General features: G+C 39.6%; 14 protein-coding genes. 6 read left to right on the top strand and 8 right to left on the bottom strand.

Annotated features, from left to right (window positions below):
* Window positions 1-243: 243 nt before the first annotated feature.
* The 4 genes from ACTS4L_RS10015 to ACTS4L_RS10000 are packed head-to-tail and all read right to left on the bottom strand — an operon-like array spanning window position 244 to window position 4,494.
* On the bottom strand, window positions 244-1,344 hold the full coding sequence (locus tag ACTS4L_RS10015) for an ABC transporter ATP-binding protein (protein ID WP_440617698.1): 1,101 nt from the start codon (window positions 1,342-1,344) through the stop codon (window positions 244-246).
* A 34-nt stretch (window positions 1,345-1,378) separates the two neighbouring features.
* On the bottom strand, window positions 1,379-2,236 hold the full coding sequence (gene ugpE, locus ACTS4L_RS10010; RefSeq protein ID WP_440617697.1) for a sn-glycerol-3-phosphate ABC transporter permease UgpE: 858 nt from the start codon (window positions 2,234-2,236) through the stop codon (window positions 1,379-1,381).
* A complete protein-coding gene (gene ugpA, locus ACTS4L_RS10005) occupies window positions 2,233-3,117 on the bottom strand; it encodes a sn-glycerol-3-phosphate ABC transporter permease UgpA (RefSeq protein WP_440617696.1) in 885 nt (294 codons plus the stop codon). Before ugpA ends, ugpE begins: the two co-directional genes overlap by 4 nt.
* A gap of 3 nt (window positions 3,118-3,120) precedes the next feature.
* Window positions 3,121-4,494, bottom strand: a complete 1,374-nt coding sequence (locus ACTS4L_RS10000) for an extracellular solute-binding protein (RefSeq protein ID WP_440617695.1) — start codon at window positions 4,492-4,494, stop codon at window positions 3,121-3,123.
* A 315-nt stretch (window positions 4,495-4,809) separates the two neighbouring features.
* On the opposite strand from ACTS4L_RS10000, the gene hemA reads away from it, so the two are divergent.
* From hemA to prmC, 3 genes are read left to right on the top strand one after another with little or no spacing between them, the layout of a single operon-like run.
* Entirely contained in the window at window positions 4,810-6,054 is a 1,245-nt protein-coding gene (gene hemA / locus ACTS4L_RS09995) for a glutamyl-tRNA reductase (RefSeq protein WP_440617694.1), read from the top strand.
* A 1-nt stretch (window position 6,055) separates the two neighbouring features.
* Complete coding sequence (prfA, locus tag ACTS4L_RS09990; protein WP_440617693.1) at window positions 6,056-7,147, top strand: peptide chain release factor 1; 1,092 nt, start codon at window positions 6,056-6,058, stop codon at window positions 7,145-7,147.
* Window positions 7,140-7,982 (top strand): peptide chain release factor N(5)-glutamine methyltransferase, encoded by an 843-nt coding sequence (gene prmC, locus ACTS4L_RS09985; RefSeq protein ID WP_440651989.1) that lies wholly within the window; start codon window positions 7,140-7,142, stop codon window positions 7,980-7,982. The genes prfA and prmC overlap by 8 nt, the downstream gene beginning before the upstream one ends.
* Before the next feature lie 185 nt (window positions 7,983-8,167).
* Here prmC and ACTS4L_RS09980 read toward each other — a convergent pair whose 3' ends face one another.
* Window positions 8,168-9,529: a flavin monoamine oxidase family protein gene (locus tag ACTS4L_RS09980; RefSeq protein ID WP_440617691.1), complete on the bottom strand. Its 1,362-nt coding sequence runs from the start codon at window positions 9,527-9,529 to the stop codon at window positions 8,168-8,170.
* A 526-nt stretch (window positions 9,530-10,055) separates the two neighbouring features.
* Here ACTS4L_RS09980 and ACTS4L_RS09975 point away from each other — a divergent pair.
* The 3 genes from ACTS4L_RS09975 to ACTS4L_RS09965 all read left to right on the top strand — a co-directional run bounded on the left by ACTS4L_RS09975 (window position 10,056) and on the right by ACTS4L_RS09965 (window position 14,782).
* The gene (locus tag ACTS4L_RS09975) at window positions 10,056-12,284 is read left to right on the top strand and encodes a glycoside hydrolase family 18 protein (protein WP_440617690.1); all 2,229 of its coding nucleotides are present in this window, start codon (window positions 10,056-10,058) and stop codon (window positions 12,282-12,284) included.
* A gap of 175 nt (window positions 12,285-12,459) precedes the next feature.
* Window positions 12,460-13,077 carry a hypothetical protein gene (locus tag ACTS4L_RS09970; RefSeq protein ID WP_440617689.1) on the top strand — a complete coding sequence of 206 codons (618 nt, stop codon included), beginning with the start codon at window positions 12,460-12,462 and terminating at the stop codon, window positions 13,075-13,077.
* Between the two features lie 22 nt (window positions 13,078-13,099).
* A complete protein-coding gene (locus tag ACTS4L_RS09965) occupies window positions 13,100-14,782 on the top strand; it encodes a hypothetical protein (RefSeq protein WP_440651988.1) in 1,683 nt (560 codons plus the stop codon).
* A 24-nt stretch (window positions 14,783-14,806) separates the two neighbouring features.
* On the opposite strand, the gene ACTS4L_RS09960 is transcribed toward ACTS4L_RS09965, so the two are convergent.
* Genes ACTS4L_RS09960 through ACTS4L_RS09950 form a run of 3 tightly spaced genes read right to left on the bottom strand, consistent with a single transcriptional unit; the run spans window position 14,807 to window position 16,957 of the window.
* Window positions 14,807-15,910, bottom strand: coding sequence for an anhydro-N-acetylmuramic acid kinase (locus ACTS4L_RS09960; RefSeq protein ID WP_440617948.1), 1,104 nt, complete (start codon window positions 15,908-15,910; stop codon window positions 14,807-14,809).
* Window positions 15,907-16,296: a hypothetical protein gene (locus ACTS4L_RS09955; protein ID WP_440617949.1), complete on the bottom strand. Its 390-nt coding sequence runs from the start codon at window positions 16,294-16,296 to the stop codon at window positions 15,907-15,909. The genes ACTS4L_RS09960 and ACTS4L_RS09955 overlap by 4 nt, the downstream gene beginning before the upstream one ends.
* Window positions 16,297-16,300: 4 nt before the next feature.
* Window positions 16,301-16,957 carry a hypothetical protein gene (locus tag ACTS4L_RS09950; protein WP_440617950.1) on the bottom strand — a complete coding sequence of 219 codons (657 nt, stop codon included), beginning with the start codon at window positions 16,955-16,957 and terminating at the stop codon, window positions 16,301-16,303.
* Between the last annotated feature and the right edge of the window lie 252 nt (window positions 16,958-17,209).

Raw genomic sequence — 17,209 nt, 5'->3', positions numbered from 1 at the left:
ACAAGAACTAACAACCCGCAAAAATTTTTGCTCAAAGTATTTAAGTATCTACATTTTATATCTCTTTAAACATCTCTTAAACCTTGCTACCAAGGCATTCTCGCGAACATTCTCGCCAAGAACGAGGTGCCATTATACACACCAATTCACACCCCGCAACCCCTTTTTTCATCTTTTTATCCTTTTTCTCCTTTTTACTGAAATTTGATTGAAATGCAACCTGAAAACCAGTTGAAGCGATGGTTATTCAACCAAGGCTACTGCTCTATTCAAAGCAATACGTTTCGTTGTATTTCGATCGAAAGCATGAAGATGCTCTTTTTTAACATGCAAGTGTACAGCTTGACCAATATTTCCTTGCCAGTAACCATCAATTCTAACTGTGATTTTTGCATCACTATTTTGCACACAACCATAAATAAGCGTCTCACCACCGAGGTGTTCAACCATATCGACAATAACACTAAGGTCAATATCGTCATTTACCTCTTTTAATACAATATGCTCAGGACGGATGCCTATAATAATTTCACGACCTAGCTCATGTTGTGTTTTTAATGTTATAGGCAATATACCGCCATCATCTAACATAATACCTTGCTCAGTGACTGTAGCATTTAGGAAATTCATTGCTGGTGCGCCAATAAAGCCTGCGACAAATGCGCTCTGTGGTTTTTGATAAATTTCTTTGGGTGTTGCAAACTGCTCTATATAGCCTTTATTTAACACCACAATGCGATCTGCCATTGTCATCGCTTCAACTTGATCATGCGTTACATATAAACTGGTAATCCCAAGTCGCTGCTGTAGACGTTTAATCTCTAGCCGCATTTCAACTCTGAGCTTGGCATCAAGGTTAGATAACGGCTCATCAAATAAAAACAACTTTGGATTACGAATAATCGCGCGCCCCATTGCCACACGCTGGCGCTGCCCTCCTGATAACGCACCAGGCTTACGATCAAGCAAATGATCAATCTTCAAAAGCTTGGCAATTTCTTCAACGCGTTTGTGAATTTCTGCTTTGGCTACCTTTCTTACTTTTAAACCATACGCAATATTATTAAAAACACTCATATGTGGATAAAGTGCATAGTTTTGGAATACCATTGCAATATCACGATCTTTTGGCTCTTTATGTGTAATATCATTACCACACAAGCTGATTTTCCCTGAAGATGTATTCTCAAGTCCTGCAACCATTCTTAGTAAAGTTGACTTACCACAACCTGATTCACCAACAATCACAATAAACTCACCGGACTCAATCGCTAAATTAATATCGTGTAAAACTTCCGTCTTACCATAAGATTTGATGACATTCTCTAATGCTAAATAACTCATAACGCTCTACTTATTTTATTTATCCTAATTTACTCTATTTATCTGTTTCCATTAGACCTTTGACAAACCAACGCTGCATAATCACAACAATCAATACCGGAATAATCGTTGCTAACATAACCTCTGCCATAATGAAGTTCCAATTAGGGATCTGCCCCAAAGTATCTGCAATCTGCATCAGTCCCATTACGATCGTATGCAAGCTTTGATCACTTGATGTAATAATTAGTGGCCATAAAAACTGATTCCAGCCATAAATAAACATCACAATAAACAAGGCAACAATATTAGTTTTAGATAGTGGCAGTACCACATCAATAAAAAAGCGAACCGGACTGGCACCATCAATAGCTGCCGCTTCTGCATATTGCCGCGGGATCGTCATGAAAAATTGACGAAACATAAAGGTGGCCGTTGCTGAAGCAATCAATGGCAAGGTTAAGCCGGCAAACGTATTGAGCATCCCTAAACTAACCACAATGTCATAAGTTGGCACGATACGCACTTCCACTGGCAACATTAATGTCAAAAAAATCGCCCAGAAGAACAGCATCTTAAACCTAAAGTTAAAATAAACCACAGCATACGCTGATACCAACGCTAAGATAATCTTACCAACAGCAATCGCAAGCGCCATCAAGAAGCTATTCCATAACAGCAATAATGCCGGCGGGATATTATATTGACTACTACCGACTAAAGCCGTTTGATAGTTTGCCGCAAAGTCATGCCCTGGCAACATCGGGATCACTTGCGTTGCTGAGTTTAAGGTTTCAATCGACTGAGTTGATGTAACAAATGCCACATAAATAGGCAACAACATAATTACAATGCCTAGTATTAATAGTGCGTGCGTCATAAATGTCAGCACAGGACGTCTTTCTACCATCATGCGTAATGCACCTTCTTTTCCACATATTTAAACTGAATCACCGACAATATGATAATAATCAGCATCAATATTACCGATTGCGCTGATGAGCTACCAATTTGCTGTCCGATAAAGCCTGTGGCATAAACGTTGTACACCAAGATATTGGTTGAATCCGCAGGACCTCCTTGCGTCATCGTCGCAATGATGCCAAAGGTGTCAAAAAACGCGTATACCAGATTGATTGTTAATAAAAAGAAAGTTGTTGGCGAAATCAATGGAAAAGTAATCTGCCAAAATCGTCTGATAGGTCCTGCGCCATCAATAGCTGCTGCTTCAAGCATGGACTTTGGCACTGCTGCCAATCCCGCTAGAAAGAAGATGAAGTTATAACTCACCTGCTGCCAGGAGGCGCCAAAAATAGTGACCATTAATGCTTGTGTACCATTACTGTAATAATTCCAGTCAACTCCGAAATGCGCCAACACCCAAGTTACAACACCCACAGCTGGATTAAACAAAAAACCCCATAACACGCCCGTTACAGCAGTTGCCACGGCATATGGCCACAAAATAAAAGTCTTGTAGATCTTGGCTCCACGTATCACACGCATCACAAGAACTGCAAATAATAACCCAAACCCCATCGCCAAAAATGTCACTGCAACTGAGAAAATCGCTGTCGTAATAAATGATTGCAAGTAACTATTATCACTTAACAAAGCCCAATAATTCTCAAACCCAACAAAGTGAGACACCGTACCCCAGAAATTACTGCTATAAAAAGAACTGATAATGCTTTGAATTGCTGGATAGATAAAAAACAGCAGCGTGATCACCAGTTGTGGCAATATCAACAAATAAGGCAACCATCCTGCCTTATAAAATCCTCGATGATGCATAAATTAAACCTTATTTTGTCTATAAAACTGATTGATTAACTTATTTCCCTTATCCACTGCATCCTCAAGCGCATCATCAACGCTTTGTTGATTAGAGAAAATACGCTCAAGCATTGAGTCATTTTCCTGACGAATCAATGGAAAATTACCCAGTCTAATGCCTAGAGTATAAGGTTTAGGAGGCGCGTTATTTAAAGACTCAACAGCAATTAACGCATTAGGGTCTTTCTTATAATATCCCTCTTTTTGCATTAACTCATAAGCTGACTTGGTAGCTGGAACATATCCGGTATCCATTGCCCATTGCGCTTGGATTTTGGGTTGTGCCAAGAATTGATAAAAGGATGCCACCCCTTTATATATAAGATCAGCATTGGGTGTATTCTTAGGTAATGCAAATGTCCACATAGCCCCTCCGCCAATAATGGTGTTTTGTGGCTTACGTGTATCTTTTGTTTGCCAAAATGGAATTTTTGCCACACCTACTTTGAATGTTGGTAATTTTGAATAATCTGCCAAGAGGGATGATGATTGCAAAATCATCGCACACTTCCCGCTAGTAAATAAGGTATCTGCAGAGCCTAAACGTCCGCCATATTGGAAAATGCCTTTTGTTTGCCAAGCCTTAAGTTGCGCTAAGAAATCGGCTATTGTTTGATTGTCAAATATAAGTTTTGGCTTCATCGAGTCAAAACCATTATTCGCATTAGCAAACGCCAAATTATTCCATGCGCTAAACTCTTCCAAGAGAGTCCATGAGGGGTAAGCTGCTGTCATTGCACACGCTTGACCTGATTGAATTAACTTCTCCCCAACTTTAGTCAACTCCTGCCAAGTGGCCGGAGGGTGTGCGATACCGGCTTTAGCCAAAGCCGTTTTGTTATAAAAAAGCACAGGCGAAGAACTATTAAAAGGAAAGCCAGAAAGTTTACCATCTACGCTATAGTAGCCACTCACCGCAGGCCAAAAGTCACTTTGATCAATCGTAATGCCCGTCATCCTTTCAAGCTCATACAGTGGAATAATCGCACCATTTGAGTAAATCATCATTGCGGTACCAATTTCATAAGACACCAACATATTCGGTTGTGTGCTTGAACGATAAGCTGTTGCCGCTGCGGTTAATGAGTTTTGATAATTGGATTTATTAATCGCCTCAACATAATACTTATGCTGGCTTTGATTATACGCATTGACAATTTTATCTAAAGCATAGTTAAGCGATCCACCAAATGAATGCCATAATACCAGATGAACCCTGTCATCTGGTCGCTTTTCTCCATCAAATACCGCCTTAGCTTTCTGCCAAAAATCACCGGCAAAAGCTTGTGACAACACCCCACAGACAAGCACTATAGCTACGCACAGATAGCGCATCAGATCCCCTTTCTCGTAATTTAAATACTGAATTATTAATAAAGCATGTTACAAAATTATGACAATAACAACAAATAAAAACATAGAGTATCAGCTTGCAAAAATATCCATCTAAACCACATACCGATAAGCCTGCACCATTAGTTGCTTTTCCAGCCATAGCACTTTTCTTTTTTTATGCTACAATACCGACCAGTTTCATGAGCAGCTCTTATCACTTATTATCCGTAAATCAACAAATCAAATAGTGATTATAGTTTTGAGCAAAACGCACTCATGCGATTAATGAGAATAATAAGCAAAGCAGGTAGATAAATGACGTTAGTTTCTTTAGCGATAGACTATAAAAAAGCTTCTTTAGATGTGCGCGGTGCATTCACCCTCGACAATGAGCGCCTTGGTCAACATTTAAAAACGTTAAAACAGCAATATGGTGTTGAGCAATGTCTTATTTTATCAACCTGCAATCGCACCGAAATCTATGCCGTCATTGCTGAATTAAAACAATTAGATCATGTTATCAATTGGTGGCAACAATCGGCAAAACGCAATGATTTGGATTTGAAAAACTATCTTATCCTGCGCCAAGATACACATGTTGCTCATCATCTAATGCGCTTAAGCTGTGGATTAGAGTCAATGGTTTTAGGTGAGCCGCAAATATTAGGTCAAATTAAATATGCCTATGCGGAGGCACTTGCCAATAACACACTTGGTGGAGATCTTAATCGCTTAATGCAGAAGGTTTTCTCAGTTGCAAAACGCGTGAGATTTCACACCAATATTGGGAAGTGCCCGGTGTCTGTTGCCTTTTCGGCAGTGACATTAGCCAAGCAAAACTTAAGTAATTTTGAAGAAAAAACCATTATTGTCATTGGTGCAGGAAGTACAGCAATGCTTGTGACAAAGCACTTAGCAAGTCTCACACCAAAACGCCTTATTATTGTTAATCGCACTTTAGAAAAAGCACAACAACTGGCAACTGAGCATCACGCAGAGGCCTTTTCATTATCCGAGCTTAGCAGCCTTGCTAAGCAAGCTGATATTATTGTTAGTGCCGTCAACTCACGTGAGTTGATTTTGACAACTGATATGCTAACCAATACAAATCCCAAAACGCTAATTGATCTATCGGTGCCACGTGTCATTGATCCATTATTCGATCAAATAGATAACATAACCACCTACTGTGTTGATGACATTCAAGGATTGATTCAAAACAATAAAACATTGCGTGAAAAAGCGGCATTACGTGCTGAGAAATGGATTGAAAAAGGTCTAGATGATTATATTAATCAAGAAAAAGCCATTCTTTCCGATAACACGATCAAAGCCATGCGCAATCAGACCAAAGACATGATTGATGATGAGCTTAATCGTTGCCTTAAACGCTTAGAAAATGGCGAGGATCCTAAAATGGTTCTGGCACGCTTTGCACATAATGTTAAAAATAAATGGCTACATACGCCAAGTGTATCACTAAGAAATGCTGCCGTTGAGGGGCGCAATGATATGCTCAACTTAGCTGAAGAATTTTTTGGCTTAAACACTGGACTATAAAATGAAAGACTCAATTAAACGAAAATTACAAGGCTTAATCGAACGCCATGAAGAAATTGCAGCCCTCTTGGGTGAATCTGAAATCATTAGTGATCAGAATAAATTTCGCGATTTATCCAAAGAATATGCGCAATTAGAGCCTTTAGTTACAACATTTAAAGCTTATGAGCAAGCACATCAAGATGTTGAAAGTGCTAATGAGATGCTCAAAGAAAGCGATCCTCAAATGAAGGAAATGGCTAAAGAAGAACTTAATGACGCTGAAGAGCGAATTGCAACCTTAAGCAAAGCGCTTGAAATTTTATTATTACCAAAAGACCCCAATGATGGTTCCAACGTATTTCTTGAGATTCGTGCGGGCACCGGTGGCGATGAAGCTGCTATCTTCTCGGGTGATTTATTTAAAATGTACAGTCGCTATGCTGAAACGCAAGGTTGGCGAATTGAGATTGTTAGTCAAAGCGATGGTGAGCATGGCGGCTTCAAAGAAATCATCAGTAAGATTTCAGGTGAAAATGTCTACTCGCAACTTAAGTTTGAATCTGGCGCGCATCGCGTGCAACGCGTCCCTGAAACTGAATCTCAAGGACGCGTTCATACCTCAGCATGTACTGTTGCCATTATGCCAGAGGCTGATGAAGTCGAAGGGATTGATATCAACCCTGCGGATCTAAAAGTAGACACCTTTCGCGCTTCAGGCGCTGGTGGTCAGCATGTTAACAAAACAGATTCTGCCATCCGTATAACTCACATTCCAACTGGTGTGGTTGTTGAATGTCAAGATCAACGTTCACAACATAAAAACCGCGCTCAAGCCGTGTCAATGCTCAAAGCAAGACTCTTACAAGCTGAAATTGATAAGCAACAACACGAACAATCCAGTCAACGTAAAAGTCTTGTTGGTAGTGGCGACCGCTCTGAGCGTATTCGCACCTACAATTACCCACAAGGGCGTGTAACTGATCATCGCATTAATTTGACTCTTTACAAGCTTGAAGAAGTGATGCAAGGTGATTTAGGTTCAGTGATTCAGCCACTGATTCACGAATATCAAGCCGATCTACTTGTGCAAATGTCTGAAGAAAATGCCTAATAACACCATTCAAGCTATTCTTGCAATCTATAGCAAACAACTTGAGTCAGTCTCTGATAGCGCGCGCATTGATATTGAGCGCTTACTTTGTCATGTACTAAAAGTATCAACGAGTTATTTATACACTTGGTCAGAAAAACCTTTAACAGAAGACGAATTTCAACATTTTAGTGCATTATTTACAAGACGCTTACAGGGTGAACCTGTTGCTTATTTGACAGGTAAGCAAGGTTTTTGGGATCTTGAATTACTTGTCGATAAACACACACTCATTCCACGCACGGATACCGAAGTGCTTATTGAAGCAATACTTAATAAATTCACACAGCACAACAAACTGAAAGTGCTAGATTTAGGTACAGGCAGTGGCGCTATTGCTTTAAGTATTGCCCATGCTCGAGCTGATTGGCAAATAACTGCCATTGATTTCTGTGAGCAAGCGCTTAAGGTTGCCACCCAAAATAAAGATCATTACCAATTAAGTAATGTAAAACTTTTGCAAGGTAATTGGTATCAGCCAGTCGCTAATAAGCAATTTGATATTATTGTCTCCAACCCCCCCTATATTGATCAATCAGATCCCGCATTATGCATGCATGTTCGTCACTATGAACCAATCACCGCACTTATTGCTAAAAATAATGGTCTAGCTGATATAGAGCACATTATTTGCCATGGCAAGGCACACTTAAAAGAAAGTGGCTTTATGATTATTGAGCATGGCTTTCAACAAGCACAATCTGTTGCCGATATCTTCAGCACTTATGATTATAAAAACATCCAGTATTATCACGATTTAAATGGACATATTCGCGCAACCAGTTCAGAGAATTAGGCTAAGACTAAATATTTACCCAAAAGAGCTCATCGCACCCTAAGCATAAGTCGAAGCGATGCACTGAGCATCAATCGAAGTGGGTAAGCTTGGGAAAATCACACCTCAATAAAGGCTTCGACTGACGCTCAGCCAGCGCTTACACAATCGAAGTGAGCAAGAAAATAGTCATCACCGAGAATTAACTATAAATAAGGATCGTCAACAATAGCTGTACGTTTACGCACGTCTTCAGTTAATAAATCAATTTGCAAAATCTGATACGCTGAGCGCACCCCACTTAAGAATGCCCCATGCACCGTTGATGGGAAATAAAATGACGTTGCTTCACCGGCAAAGAATAATTTATTATCAACCGGTTTACCCAATTTTTGCCGACGTTTCGCCTTAACGCCAACTGGTAAATAAGAATAAGAGCCATAACTATACTCATCACTTGCCCAGCGCGTAATACAATGATTTTTAAGTCTCGGCAAGTTTTCACCATACATATGCTTTAGCGAATCGATAATCAATGCTAATAACTCACGATCGCTTAATTGCTCAAGCTGCTTACCGACAACACCGGCGGTAAATGCCATTAAGATTGGTTTTTTAGTTAAGGGGTAGAAGTTCATCATCTCACGCGCAATGCGATGCTCTGGTGACAAACAAGCAATACTCTGCGCTTCTTTATCCCAGAATACTTCTTCAAACTCAAGATAAATTTTATTTAACACACCCATTTCAAGCTGCTGAATGGATTTACGCTTGGCTTGAGGCAAATAAGGATTAAAGCCAATATCTGCATGTTTTAATACACCTAATGGTACGCTAACCAAAACATAGGTTGCTTGGTATTGTTTTGTTGAAGTCGATACCTGTACTAAATCGCCACTATAATCGATATTTTGCACAGGATCACTTAAACGAATCTCCAAATCCTTTGACAATAGATCAGCAATTTGCGCATACCCATCGGGGAATAGTCGATCACTTCCAGCAAAATCAATATCAGCATGATGGCTTTCAGCAGAGAGCTCTTTTGCCTCAATCGCATATTCATATAAAAATAATGTATCCGCAATATAGTCAATATAAAGCACATCATCTTTAACAATCTGATGATCGATAATAAATTGTCGTTTAATATCAGCAATAGATCTTAGGTGACTTTCCTCATCGATTTGTAACGCTTCAAGATAATCAAGAAAATCTGCCATCCAATTAGCAATTCTCAACTTTTGCTCATGGCTTAATGCGTTAAACTCTTGATCATACATCTGGCGATGCACAATATTATCAGGAGATGGTCCACACATCTGTGAGCGCCATGTACTGATATTATGCTTCTTGGCTAAGCGAGTAATTGGGTTTTCTTGTACACCATGAATCCATGAAGCACCAAGATCAATCACTGCATCAGCAAAGCATTGACTATGCACTCTCCCTCCCACACGATCACGCGCCTCAAGGACTAATACATCAAAACCATTTAACATGAGGTTATTGGCTGCAGCAAGACCTGCAACACCAGCACCCACAACAATGACGTCGTATACTTGCATAAATCTATCCTTTTGATATTTACCTACCCTAGTATATCTGAGCACTTTACTATGTGGCAGCATTTCTTAGTAACGATATATAAATAAGTTGCAGCAGCTAGCACCTCTCGCCTTACAGCGTTGCTCGTGTAGCTTGGAGGAAATTAAAACATAACTTCTTATTGACTGATTACTGAGTACCTCTAAATTCAATTGCAGAAACATTCTAAATATGATTTGAGATGAGGATAGAACATTACAGTCAATTGCCCATATTTATCACGATCAATACACAGTCATTATCTCAATAAAAAAGATCAATATACGCACACACAATATAGACTTAGTACACTAAACAGCCTGTATGGCAGCTTATATAATAATCTAGCATTTTGCAATGACGCACTTACTTTAGTTCAAAGGACACATAGTAAGGAATCAAGAATAAGCTGCACGGTTGAGGGAAATAATTGAAGCTCAACTTATTTTTGAATTATTACTTAATAAGAAAGTGTAGATAAATAAATGAATAAAACAGGAGCTTACCATGCCAAAATTTAAATCCTTGACCCTATTATTTGCCACCTGCTTATCGGCAAATGTTTATGCCTCAAGTTATACAACTAGCATCAACATTCCACAAGGTGGATGGTATCAAGGGGTTGATTTACCTGTAAACGCCGACACGCTTGGTGTTAAATCAGGTGATAAATTAACAATAGAAACCTCTATTGCAACAACGGGCATTAGCTCAAGCTGGGGATCACTCACCCTAGGGAATTGTAGCAATCTTGGTCAATTCAAAACAGTCTGTAAAGTCAACTCTGTTAACACTTGGTCAAACGACTTAAATTTTGGCATTAATGCGCCTGGCGTTGCATTTAGCGCCAAAACTGCACGCATCACCATCAGCGCAGATACACAGGAAAAATCTAAAGGCACTGTTGAGGTTGAACTCCCAGAAAAACCAACCTATCTTGAGGGACAAGAGCTAGCCATAGTACAAATCTATGAAAACAGCACATTGGTTGGTGAAGTCCGTGACACCCCATGGGGAAAAACGGCTCAACTACATGTTGAATTTGCTGGAAAAAAAGCAGACTTCAACGTTAATGTCCCTGCACTAGAAAAAGGCAAAGGAATTGCAACACCGAGCACATTTCAATTATCCAACAATGAAACTCAGACGGTTAAGATAAGCTATGAAGCACCCGAACCTGTTCTAGAAGGTAACATTGAAATCAAGGCATCGACACCGGGGTCTCATGCTATCAAGCCTAGTTATCAACTAAAAAACACTGAAGGCAAAATCATCGATCAAGGTACGTTAAGCTTTGATCAAGCGACACTTATTCAAAATCTACCAACAACCAAAGAGGGTCAAGTTTATACATTAGAAGCAGAAGAGTATGTTGATGATGGATTTATTTATACAGCAGAATCACCGTATGCATTAACCGTTAATAATGGCAAAACAACCAATGCTCAAGTTGTTTATACCCAAAAAGTGCAACCAAGTGAACAAATCTCAATTACAGTTAGTAATTTCCCTGAAGGCAAAAAAGCCACGTTGACACTAGCAAATAATAAAGGTGATACAAGGACACTTGAAATAAATAATAACGATCCACATGACATCGACATTCCACAAGACGGTCAAACATGGACAGTTACTTTATCAGCGATTGCTGGCTATGGTGCCGATATTACACCAACAAGCTTTGTCGCTTCAGGTAACTCTCAATTTATTAATATCAACTATCACCAAGTCAGCAATCAATGGCCAGATCAAGCCATTGTCGGCTATGTCAGAGGATATGATGCCCCATGGCAGAGTCAACCAGCGACAACAACTGCGATGATTAAAACAGCCGCTGAGAAAGGCTATAATGTCTTTGTTTATGCCTTTGCTGGGCAAAAACCCAATGGTGAGCCATTTTTGGTCAACTTCTTAGACAGCATGCTCAAAGATCTTCCTAACCAACTGAATGTTATCCACAACCATAATGGTATTGCATTATTATCGATCGGTGGCGCTGAAAACTACTTTGATCCTGATTTAACTGGTGACAAAGCAAGGCTTGCAGGGCAAAAAATGGGGCAGTTTTTAGCAGATCATCACTTCGATGGACTTGACATCGATGTTGAGCACCCAAATGCAACCGCTACTGATGAAAATCTTACCAATTATATCAACGCTATGAGAGCCACTTTTAAGAAACAAACCGGTAAAAACTTATATCTAACAGCTGCGCCTCAAATCTCTGGTTGGTATGGCTCAGGTGAATGGGCATCAGGCAGTGCAAAATTTGCTGAGCAAATGTATACACAAGAATTTATGCAACATGCTAACTTTGACGCTGTTTTCATCCAAACATACAACCAATATGGTGGTGCAAACTTTGCTGGTTTAAAAGGTTTTGATACTGGATTCTTATCAATGACATTCAAGCTATTAAGTCCTCAAACACGTGCTGAAATGCACGGTGTGCCAGAGAATGCTTTTAGTGTACCTCTAAATACCAAGATTATTTTAGGCGTACCAAACTACAAAGCAAAGAGTGTAAGCGAGCAAGCTTATCGACAAGGACAGTGCTTAGCTGATGCCAGTTGTTCAGGAGTTGGTCTATACAATCCAAAAGACATCAATCAAGACATTACTCAAGGTGGATTGAAGCAATACAGTCAGTACGGTGGATTAATGACTTGGATTTTAAATTCCGATGATTATCAAGGCTGGAGTTGGGTAGATGGTGTAAAAAGCTCACTAAGATAGTCAAAAAAAACAAATACACTCATTGCAATCATTTTGTGAATGGAACAAATAACATATCAAATTAATCATAAGGAGCATCTTAAGCGGCTTCGCCGCAACTAAACATAGCAATAACTTGCGGGTGCTCTTGATGGTAAAAATGAACAAAAACAGCAAGTTATTCAGGAGAAACATCATGACACTATCAAGGAAACTTATTTCAAGTGCGATACTAACCACCCTTTTAAGTAGCTCTGCATTTGCTTTATCTGCACCTGAGCCACTAAGCTGTATGCAAGTGCAGTTCACACCAGGAACACAGTACCCAGATCCATGGCAAGCAACGAGCTTGACACTGACTAACCACTGCAATAAAGAGATTGATCTAAGAGATGCCGAGCTTAAAATCACTGCCAACACTTCTTATGCTGGCGCCTATATCTTATCGCCTACATTTGATATCGCTTGGCCTGCCACAACCAACAGCGCGACACAACTTGGTGATAATAAAGTAACCACCTTTAAATTTGATCAATTCCAAAAGGAAAGTCAATGGTGGAAGCCAAAGACAATAATGCCTGCCAAGGCTAAGTTGATTTGGAGCAGCAACCCTGTTAAAGGTGAGAGTATTATTTCATCTGCCTTTTATCCACATGGCGACACGCCAATTGAGCAAAAAGGTCAAATGCATTTTAGCATCGCTGAAGGCTCTGATCCATTGCCTACCAATACCAAAATCACCATTACCGGTAAAGATACAGGCTACACAACAACCATTGATTTTACGACAACCGCTACGATCAGCCACTGTTGATGGTAAAGCGCTTGAGATCACCATGATTCCTAGTCTTGTGACTCTATCAAAAGACCAACCACAAGCAAATGCACAAGTTTCTTATAAAAATCAAAGTGCTGAGCTTATTGTCACATTACATAGAGCAAAACCAACTGATGTCACACATGATAGTGTGACACTGAATCTTTTAAACAAACAAACACAGAATATTTCACATCAAGAAATTAGCTGGAATGGCAAATCAACCTTTGTTTTAGATAAAAACACTGATTATGTATTGAGTGCTGATCCGATGACCGGTTCATTGTTTAAATATAGCTTTACCTTTGACGGTCAATCGGCAGCTGATATTAATATGGACCAAGGACAGAAAACCATCCAGATGTCCTATACGGAAGCACCAATTCCTACCGGCACGGCTAAAGTTAGTGCCACAGGGCTTGATGGTCATAGTGCGACAATCTATTTCACAGGTGAAGATAAAGAAACGTATGATCTAGAAACACCTAAAGATAAAACAATTAGTTTACCAGCCAATCAATCCTATAATGTCACTGCTAATACATTTACCGTAGATGGTTATCGCTATAGTCTTGATAACCCACAAACTATTTCAATTAGTGAAAACAAAACCACAGCGGTGGCATTAGCATTTAATAAATCACCGGTACCGACAACTAAACAGTTTATTACTGGTTATTGGGAAAACTGGAAAGGTGCACTGCGCCCACAAGGCTCAACCAATGTTAATGACCCTGCTTATTACAGCAATGACATTAAGCCGTATACACATGTACTTTATTCCTTCTTAACCCTTGCTAAATCCCCTAATCCAGACAACCCTCAAGCTGCTTATTGGGATGGTCAGGCAATTTATGAATCAATGACACAAGCTAATGTGATTGATGTTATGACAACCACTGATCCTGCGTGGCAGAATCCACACAACTGGCAAAAGCTTAAAATTGATGCCTTAATCAAAGCAGTGCATAACAACAAGAGTAAATTCATCTGGGCAATTGGTGGTTGGTCAGATCTAACAAAAACGATTAAACCGGAGCAAATTGACACCTTTGTCAATAAAGTTGTTGAGTTACTTAAACTCTCTGGAGATGGTGTTGATTTTGATTGGGAGCACTTAAGTCAAGATCAAGCGATCACAAAGCAGCAACTTGATACATTGGCTGAAACCTTATTAAAACTAAGACAAGCGCTTGATAAAGCAGGCATGCAGGATAAACAAATCGGTTACACAACTCGCTTTAATGCCTTTATGCAAAATGCAAGCGACTATGGTTTCTCACACTTCGCCTCTGATGGCGAAGGTTTAGCGATTAACAATTGGTTAAAAGCACATGGCAGCTCACTTAATGCCGTTGTCGATTGGGTCAATATTATGGCGTATGACGTAGGTCCAAATGACATGCCTAATGGTCAAACATGGTCAATACCTGTATACAAAGATATATTTGACACATTTGCTCAACATATTGATAAATCGAAAATTGTGATGGGCTTTGAGCCCGGTGGACAAGCAGCAGGCGGTGTCTGGGAAGGCATGGCAGTCGATAAGTCAGTGATTGATTATATCGCGAGCATACCGTATGGCGGCAGCATGTTCTGGGCGATTAACCAACCTGCTTACAACTCATCTGAAGTTACAGGGGACAATGCTTATGAGTTAGCCAATTACTCGCAGCAAAAGTTTGGTTATACCCATTAAGAGCAGTGGTCATATCACGCTACACTAGCAAGCGTGATAACTTCCTGCAATAACATCTTTGTTACTTCCTGTTGTTGCTGAGAATGGTATTTTTATCTTATTGATATGACAATAAGCAAACCACGCAAAGGCAATCGATTCAATCCATGCCTCGTCAACGCCCAAGGCATTAATAGTTTGCACTTTTACATCTGGTAAATACTCTCTCAACAGGTTCAATAAAAATTCATTACGTGCGCCACCACCTGCGACATAAAGCGCTTTAGTATCTGCTTGATAAGCTAAAACAGCCTCAGCAACTGACCGAGCTGTCAGGTGATGCAAGGTTGCTTGCACATCTTGTATATGCTCATCGGTAGACAAATGATTCTCTAGCCATTGTAGATTAAAATACTCAAGCCCCGTACTTTTCGGCGCACTTTGCGCAAAATAAGGGTCTTGCATTAATTGATCTAACAATTCGGATAATAATATACCACCGCGCCCCCAATTACCTGCTTGATCATAAACTTCACCACAATACTTATTAATCCATTGGTCGATCAAGGTATTAGCGGGTCCTGTATCAAAACCAATGAGAGGTTTATCAGGATGTAGACAGGTAATATTAGCGATGCCACCTAAGTTTAGAATGACTCGCGGCGTATCTTTATCGGCAAAGAATGCTTGATGGAATGCCGGCACAAGAGGCGCGCCTTGCCCGCCAAAAATCATATCTTTATTGCGAAAGTCATCAATAACTGGAATACCTGTAAGCGCTGTGAGCACATTGCCACTGCCTAATTGAATACTAAATTTACGCGCGCCTTGTGGCTGATGATAAATCGTCTGCCCATGGCAACCAATAGCAATAATATCTTTTGCATTGAGCTTATTTGCTATCAGCATTTGTTTCACGCACTGCGCATAGCTTTCGGCTAATTGATAATCCAAATCACCGAAATCAAATAACGATAGCTGATAAGCTTGTGCAAAAATATTTTTAATTCTCGATTTAATCTCAGCTGGATAATTAAAACTTTGCTGTGCTTTGAGGCTAAATGAATCATCTTTAAAGTCAACGACAACGCAATCAATGGCATCCATGCTGGTGCCAGACATAATACCAATATAATACTTACCACTCATGATTTATCACGCCTCTTATCTTTTAGGTAATTAACTAAAGGTAATACAAACATACCAACAAACAATACCAGAGCGATAAAAAATAACAACTGCAACCACCAAGGAAAATTAAGCATTACCTGCCACGCATGATTAAGCTGTGATAATGCACTGTCAAACACTTGTTTTTCTATCGGCATATAACGTGCTGATATCATTGAAACGGACACCAGATAAAATAACGTCACAATATACAACAATCCATATTGCTTATAACGTTTGATCTTAAGATACTTGCGCTCAAGAAAGTCACTGATCTCATGATCGTCATCACTGGCACAATTTGAGGTTAAGGTTTTAATCCAGAAAAATGCCAATACAACGGCATAAATAACAAATACGATCATCGACTTACCAACTTTTAGCAACGCTATTTATAAATGCATCGATTTTTTGCTCATTTTCTGTCAATGCTGCATTATCGGCTTTTAAGGGTAGTAAGGCACCACCACTGATTCTTGCTTGACCTGCTGCATTTTTATAAACCACGACAGGTACTGAGTTAATTAACCCCTTTAAAATCGTCATATTATGATTAAATTGCTCAATTTGTTTGTTTGTCGGATTGGTCACTGGTGTGATACCACCTTCTTCTTTAGCATAATTAAAACCATCTTCATTTTGCTTTAATGCTTCAAGCGGTGATTTCGCACTTAAAATTGCCATTGTTTTTAACGGGCTTGAGCGTTTTATAATGCCAATGGGCACCCAACGAATCGCTAAATTGCCAGCATCTACTTGTTGTTGTGTTGCTGCAAATAGCGCGTGGCAGAAAATACAATTTGGATCAAAAATCACATACATACTATGTGCTGCCGTTTTTGAGCCCTGCTCAATGAAATTTGCTGTTTGCAGTGCTTGGTATAATTCTTGAGCCGCTGGATCGGTTGAATTTAAATCCATCTTTTGCGTTTGGCTACCTCCTTTGTCATGAGCACCAAAAAAGTAATAACCACCACCCAAAATAATAATCAATGTAACCAATAGCAGTAATACACGCCTTGCCATAAGTTCAGTCCATTTCATCTAATCAAAAGTAAGCTAAAGCCTAGCGAATTTCGTCTAGTTTAGCCACTTTTTATTGCTGGATTTATTCCAAACAAACACATTTACAGAAGTAGATCATCACTAAAAATAAGAGCTCTGTAACATCTTCTTTACTTTTTTAGCTGAATCCAACGAGAGCATTCCTAATATAGTTTCTACGCTGCATTTTTATAAATATGCTGCTTCACTAATTTCCAGTCTTGAGCCCACTGG

It is taken from the genome of Cysteiniphilum sp. 19S12-1 (assembly GCF_052030685.1).
GTDB lineage: Bacteria > Pseudomonadota > Gammaproteobacteria > Francisellales > Francisellaceae > Caedibacter.
The sequence above is the reverse complement of the archived record's forward strand: the minus strand, read 5'-3'. Positions and strand labels throughout refer to the sequence as shown.

Coding starts and splice junctions, on each gene's coding strand:
- ACTS4L_RS10015 (WP_440617698.1), bottom strand. CDS start 1,344: ATGAGTTATTTAGCATTAGAGAATGTCATCAAATCTTATGGTAAGACG.
- ugpE (WP_440617697.1), bottom strand. CDS start 2,236: ATGATGGTAGAAAGACGTCCTGTGCTGACATTTATGACGCACGCACTA.
- ugpA (WP_440617696.1), bottom strand. CDS start 3,117: ATGCATCATCGAGGATTTTATAAGGCAGGATGGTTGCCTTATTTGTTG.
- ACTS4L_RS10000 (WP_440617695.1), bottom strand. CDS start 4,494: ATGCGCTATCTGTGCGTAGCTATAGTGCTTGTCTGTGGGGTGTTGTCA.
- hemA (WP_440617694.1), top strand. CDS start 4,810: ATGACGTTAGTTTCTTTAGCGATAGACTATAAAAAAGCTTCTTTAGAT.
- prfA (WP_440617693.1), top strand. CDS start 6,056: ATGAAAGACTCAATTAAACGAAAATTACAAGGCTTAATCGAACGCCAT.
- prmC (WP_440651989.1), top strand. CDS start 7,140: ATGCCTAATAACACCATTCAAGCTATTCTTGCAATCTATAGCAAACAA.
- ACTS4L_RS09980 (WP_440617691.1), bottom strand. CDS start 9,529: ATGCAAGTATACGACGTCATTGTTGTGGGTGCTGGTGTTGCAGGTCTT.
- ACTS4L_RS09975 (WP_440617690.1), top strand. CDS start 10,056: ATGCCAAAATTTAAATCCTTGACCCTATTATTTGCCACCTGCTTATCG.
- ACTS4L_RS09970 (WP_440617689.1), top strand. CDS start 12,460: ATGACACTATCAAGGAAACTTATTTCAAGTGCGATACTAACCACCCTT.
- ACTS4L_RS09965 (WP_440651988.1), top strand. CDS start 13,100: ATGATTCCTAGTCTTGTGACTCTATCAAAAGACCAACCACAAGCAAAT.
- ACTS4L_RS09960 (WP_440617948.1), bottom strand. CDS start 15,910: ATGAGTGGTAAGTATTATATTGGTATTATGTCTGGCACCAGCATGGAT.
- ACTS4L_RS09955 (WP_440617949.1), bottom strand. CDS start 16,296: ATGATCGTATTTGTTATTTATGCCGTTGTATTGGCATTTTTCTGGATT.
- ACTS4L_RS09950 (WP_440617950.1), bottom strand. CDS start 16,957: ATGGCAAGGCGTGTATTACTGCTATTGGTTACATTGATTATTATTTTG.